2 tRNA genes and 2 rRNA genes are annotated in these 5,916 nt (G+C 45.8%); all 4 read right to left on the minus strand.

Going from position 1 to position 5,916, the window contains the following annotated elements:
- Positions 1-164: 164 nt before the first annotated feature.
- The 4 genes from AAGV28_RS15295 to AAGV28_RS15310 all read right to left on the minus strand — a co-directional run bounded on the left by AAGV28_RS15295 (position 165) and on the right by AAGV28_RS15310 (position 5,349).
- Positions 165-3,062, minus strand: a 23S ribosomal RNA gene (locus AAGV28_RS15295).
- A 215-nt stretch (positions 3,063-3,277) separates the two neighbouring features.
- Positions 3,278-3,351 (minus strand) — tRNA-Ala (locus AAGV28_RS15300).
- A gap of 153 nt (positions 3,352-3,504) precedes the next feature.
- Positions 3,505-3,578, minus strand: a tRNA-Ile gene (locus AAGV28_RS15305).
- Between the two features lie 257 nt (positions 3,579-3,835).
- A 16S ribosomal RNA gene (locus AAGV28_RS15310) occupies positions 3,836-5,349 on the minus strand.
- Together the 16S and 23S rRNA genes with 2 tRNA genes alongside form the textbook arrangement of a ribosomal RNA operon.
- Positions 5,350-5,916: the final 567 nt, after the last annotated feature.

Here is a 5,916-nt window from a genome sequence, read left to right on the forward strand (position 1 = left end):
TTTTTGGTTGTTTGTTGATGGATTTATCCAACAACTATCAACTATTAACCACCAACTGCTCTTGCGCGAGCAAATATCTTAACATACTGAGATAAAGAAATTTAAATTGTCATCCTGTAAAGGATCTAGAAAGTTTCTTCCCCCGATTGCTCGGGGGAGGATTTGTACATAAGCTTACGGATTATTAGTACTACTCGACTATGACATTACTGCCTTTACATCTATAGCCTATCAACGTGGTCATCTCCCACGATCCTTAAAAGAAATCTCATCTTGTGGTGGGTTTCGCGCTTATATGCTTTCAGCGCTTATCCCTTCCCAACGTAGCTACTCTGCCATGCCACTGGCGTGACAACAGATACACTAGAGGTTAGTCCAATTCGGTCCTCTCGTACTAGAATCAGATCCACTCAAATTTCTTGCGCCCACAGTAGATAGAGACCGAACTGTCTCACGACGTTCTGAACCCAGCTCGCGTGCCACTTTAATGGGCGAACAGCCCAACCCTTGGGACCTTCTCCAGCCCCAGGATGTGACGAGCCGACATCGAGGTGCCAAACCCCCCCGTCGATATGAGCTCTTGGGGGAGATCAGCCTGTTATCCCCGGCGTACCTTTTATCCTTTGAGCGATGGCCCTTCCATGCGGAACCACCGGATCACTATGCTCTACTTTCGTACCTGATCGACCTGTATGTCTCTCAGTCAAGCTCCCTTATGCCATTGCACTCTTCGCACGGTTACCAAGCGTACTGAGGGAACCTTTAGAAGCCTCCGTTACTCTTTTGGAGGCGACCACCCCAGTCAAACTACCCACCAAGCAATGTCCCCCACATTTGCGGGGTTAGGCCTCAGATAAACAAAGGGTTGTATTTCAACAATGACTCCACAACGCCTAGCGACGCCACTTCACAGTCTCCAACCTATCCTACACATCATTTATCCAAGGTCAATACTAAGCTATAGTAAAGGTGCACAGGGTCTTTTCGTCCCACTGCGGGTAAACGGCATCTTCACCGTTACTACAATTTCACCGAGCTCATGGCTGAGACAGTGTCCAGATCGTTACACCATTCGTGCAGGTCGGAACTTACCCGACAAGGAATTTCGCTACCTTAGGACCGTTATAGTTACGGCCGCCGTTTACTGGGGCTTCAATTCAATGCTTCTGCGCCGAGGCGCATAACATCTCCTCTTAACCTTCCAGCACCGGGCAGGTGTCAGGCCCTATACTTCATCTTACGATTTTGCAGAGCCCTGTGTTTTTGATAAACAGTCGCCTGGACCTCTTCACTGCGGCCCCGATTGCTCGGGGCGACCCTTCTCCCGAAGTTACGGGTCTATTTTGCCTAATTCCTTAGCCATGAATCTCTCGAGCACCTTAGAATTCTCATCTCGACTACCTGTGTCGGTTTGCGGTACGGGTACTATTAACCTGAAGTTTAGAGGTTTTTCTTGGAAGCCCTTAGGTGCACTATCACTTCAACCGAAGTCTCCGTGTACTATCGTATTTCCCCAAAACCCGTGGATTTGCCTGCGGGTCTTATAGGTAGGTACTTCAACGAACTATTCCGTCAGTTCGCGGCACTTTCATCACTCCGTCACCCCATCACAGTTAACAGTAGTACGGGAATATTAACCCGTTGGCCATCGACTGTCCCTTTCGGGTTCGCCTTAGGTCCCGACTAACCCACAGCTGATTAGCATAGCTGTGGAAACCTTAGTCTTTCGGTGTGCGGGTTTCTCGCCCGCATTATCGTTACTTATGCCTACATTTTCTTTTCCAGCCAGTCCAGCATACCTTACGATACACCTTCAACCCTGCTGGAATGCTCCCCTACCACTGATCCTGAAACATGTTCAGGACTAGTCCATAGCTTCGGTAATATACTTATGCCCGATTATTATCCATGCTCGTCCGCTCGACTAGTGAGCTGTTACGCACTCTTTAAATGAATGGCTGCTTCCAAGCCAACATCCTAGCTGTCTGGGCAGACAAACCGCGTTCTTTCAACTTAGTATATATTTGGGGACCTTAGCTGATGGTCTGGGTTCTTTCCCTCTCGGACTTGGACCTTAGCACCCAAGCCCTCACTGCTGAGAAACATTATATAGCATTCGGAGTTTGTCAGGAATTGGTAGGCGGTGAAGCCCCCGCATCCAATCAGTAGCTCTACCTCTATATAACTTAATTCAGCGCTGCACCTAAATGCATTTCGGGGAGTACGAGCTATTTCCGAGTTTGATTGGCCTTTCACCCCTACCCACAGATCATCCCAAGACTTTTCAACGTCAACGGGTTCGGTCCTCCACTGTGTGTTACCACAGCTTCAACCTGTCCATGGGTAGATCACACGGTTTCGCGTCTAACACTACTGACTAAAGCGCCCTATTCAGACTCGCTTTCGCTACGGATCCGTGGCTGAACCACTTATCCTTGCCAGCAACGTTAACTCGTAGGCTCATTATGCAAAAGGCACGCCGTCACCCAACGAATGGGCTCCGACCGCTTGTAAGCGTATGGTTTCAGGATCTATTTCACTCCGTTATTCACGGTTCTTTTCACCTTTCCCTCACGGTACTGGTTCACTATCGGTCTCTCAGGAGTATTTAGCCTTAGCGGATGGTCCCGCCAAATTCAGACAGGGTTTCACGTGCCCCGCCCTACTCAGGATACCACTATCTATTATACTTGTTACCCATACGAGGCTATCACTCTCTTTGGCGCTACTTTCCAGTAGCTTCTGGTTCCTTGTACATAAAATGTCGTGGTCCTACAACCCCAACATTGCCGTAACAACATTGGTTTGGGCTAATCCGCGTTCGCTCGCCACTACTTACGGAATCACTTTTGTTTTCTTCTCCTCCGCCTACTTAGATGTTTCAGTTCAGCGGGTTTGCCCACCTATCGGTGTACTATGTCTTCAACATAGTGGGTTGCCCCATTCAGGTATCTACGGATCAATTGGTGTGTGCCCATCCCCGTAGCTTTTCGCAGCTTATCACGCCTTTCATCGCCTCTGAGAGCCTAGGCATCCCCCATACGCCCTTATTTTGCTTATTGTACTTTTTAGTTGATCGTCTTTGGTTGATTGTTCATGGATTACTCCAAAAACTAAAAACTCAAAACCAACAACCAATTTGTTCTTTCTACTTTTTAATATTTTTCTTATCTCAATATGTCAATGAACTTTTTCTTTTTTAGAATAGAGAATATAGATTATAGAGAATAGACTTAGTCTATATTCTTTTTTCTATATTCTATCTTCTTAAAGATAGTGGAGAATAACGGAGTCGAACCGTTGACCTCCTGCGTGCAAGGCAGGCGCTCTAGCCAGCTGAGCTAATCCCCCCATTTTTTAGTAGGCAGTTATCAGTCGCAGTTTGCAGTTTGTAACGTGCTCACTTCAATGTGATTTCACTCTTCTTCTAAAATTTCCTTTCAATCTGTTTCTATGAACGTGTCTTAATTGATAATTAACAATTTAGAATTGATAATTATTTTGTTGTCTCGGACAGACTCGAACTGTCGACCCCTACATTATCAGTGTAGTACTCTAACCAGCTGAGCTACGAGACACTCTTTTTTTTGAGTAAAGAATAAAGACTTAAGATTATAGACTAAATCTATGCTCTATATTCTATTTTCTTTTCTCTCTTTTTTTTATAAATTAACAGCAAGAGTAATAAAATGTTGACATTAAAAACCAATAGTTCTTTTCGTCTTTTTCCCTAGCGTGAGATTCTGCTATAAGTTATAGGTAATGGGTTATGCGTCAAGACGCTTAACTTATAACTTCTAACTATTAACTTCCTACCCTAACACTAAGGCTCTAGAAAGGAGGTGTTCCAGCCGCACCTTCCGGTACGGCTACCTTGTTACGACTTAGCCCTAGTTACCAGTTTTACCCTAGGCAGCTCCTTGCGGTCACCGACTTCAGGCACCCCCAGCTTCCATGGCTTGACGGGCGGTGTGTACAAGGCCCGGGAACGTATTCACCGGATCATGGCTGATATCCGATTACTAGCGATTCCAGCTTCACGGAGTCGAGTTGCAGACTCCGATCCGAACTGTGACCGGCTTTGTAGATTCGCTCCTGGTCACCCAGTGGCTGCTCTCTGTACCGGCCATTGTAGCACGTGTGTAGCCCAAGGCGTAAGGGCCGTGATGATTTGACGTCATCCCCACCTTCCTCACAGTTTGCACTGGCAGTCTCGTTAGAGTTCCCGACATGACTCGCTGGCAACTAACAACAGGGGTTGCGCTCGTTATAGGACTTAACCTGACACCTCACGGCACGAGCTGACGACAACCATGCAGCACCTTGTAAATTGTCTTGCGAAAAGTCTGTTTCCAAACCGGTCAATCTACATTTAAGCCTTGGTAAGGTTCCTCGCGTATCATCGAATTAAACCACATGCTCCACCGCTTGTGCGGGCCCCCGTCAATTCCTTTGAGTTTCATTCTTGCGAACGTACTCCCCAGGTGGGATACTTATCACTTTCGCTTAGCCACTGAAGTTGCCCCCAACAGCTAGTATCCATCGTTTACGGCGTGGACTACCAGGGTATCTAATCCTGTTCGCTACCCACGCTTTCGTCCATCAGCGTCAATCAATTAGTAGTAACCTGCCTTCGCAATTGGTATTCCATGTAATCTCTAAGCATTTCACCGCTACACTACATATTCTAGTTACTTCCTAATAATTCAAGTCAGACAGTATCAATGGCCGTTCCACCGTTGAGCGATGGGCTTTCACCACTGACTTATCTGACCGCCTACGGACCCTTTAAACCCAATGATTCCGGATAACGCTTGGATCCTCCGTATTACCGCGGCTGCTGGCACGGAGTTAGCCGATCCTTATTCTTACAGTACCGTCAAGCTCGGACACGTCCGAGTGTTTCTTCCTGTACAAAAGCAGTTTACAATCCATAGGACCGTCATCCTGCACGCGGCATGGCTGGTTCAGAGTTGCCTCCATTGACCAATATTCCTCACTGCTGCCTCCCGTAGGAGTCTGGTCCGTGTCTCAGTACCAGTGTGGGGGATCTCCCTCTCAGGACCCCTACCCATCGTAGCCTTGGTAAGCCGTTACCTTACCAACTAGCTAATGGGACGCATGCTCATCTTTTGCCGTTGTGACTTTAATGCAGGGTTGATGCCAACTCTGCATACTATGAGGTATTAATCCAAATTTCTCTGGGCTATCCCTCTGCAAAAGGTAGATTGCATACGCGTTACGCACCCGTGCGCCGGTCTCTGCTTCCGAAGAAGCATACCCCTCGACTTGCATGTGTTAAGCCTGCCGCTAGCGTTCATCCTGAGCCAGGATCAAACTCTTCATCGTATATTGTGCGTCCGCCGTGGCGGACTATTTATTTTTGACTGAAGATTCTAGTGGTTCATTCTAATCTCTCGATTCTATTACTCTTATTCTTTTGTTCCGATTTGCATCGGAACGGCTGTCAATTCAATATGTCTAGGAACGTGTCTTACTTTTTTTTAAGTCAGACGCGATAAATCGTCGTCTTTACTTGTATACTAATCTTTCGATTAGCGGGTGCAAAACTACAACTTCTTTTTAATCTCGCAAGAATTTTTTAAAGTTTTTTTTTAAAAGAATTTCTTCTTCGCTTTTCTTTAATTCTCTTACCAGTTTCTCAAAGATCGTTGCTCATTTAGCGGGGTGCAAATGTAACATCCATTTCTTAATCTCACAAACTTTTTTAAACCTTTTTTAAAGAAATAATCCTTTATATTGTTTTATCAGTCTGTCAGTATATATTAGAACGTCTGCGTTGTTGCGGGTGCAAAAGTAGCTACTTCATACCGTTATACAATACTTTTTAATCATTTATTTGAAATCCTTTTTTTAATCAACTGAAAATGTGATTCTTATTTTTTAAGGTTTTTG

The sequence above is a fragment of the Flavobacterium zubiriense genome (genome assembly GCF_041729725.1).
GTDB lineage: Bacteria > Bacteroidota > Bacteroidia > Flavobacteriales > Flavobacteriaceae > Flavobacterium > Flavobacterium zubiriense.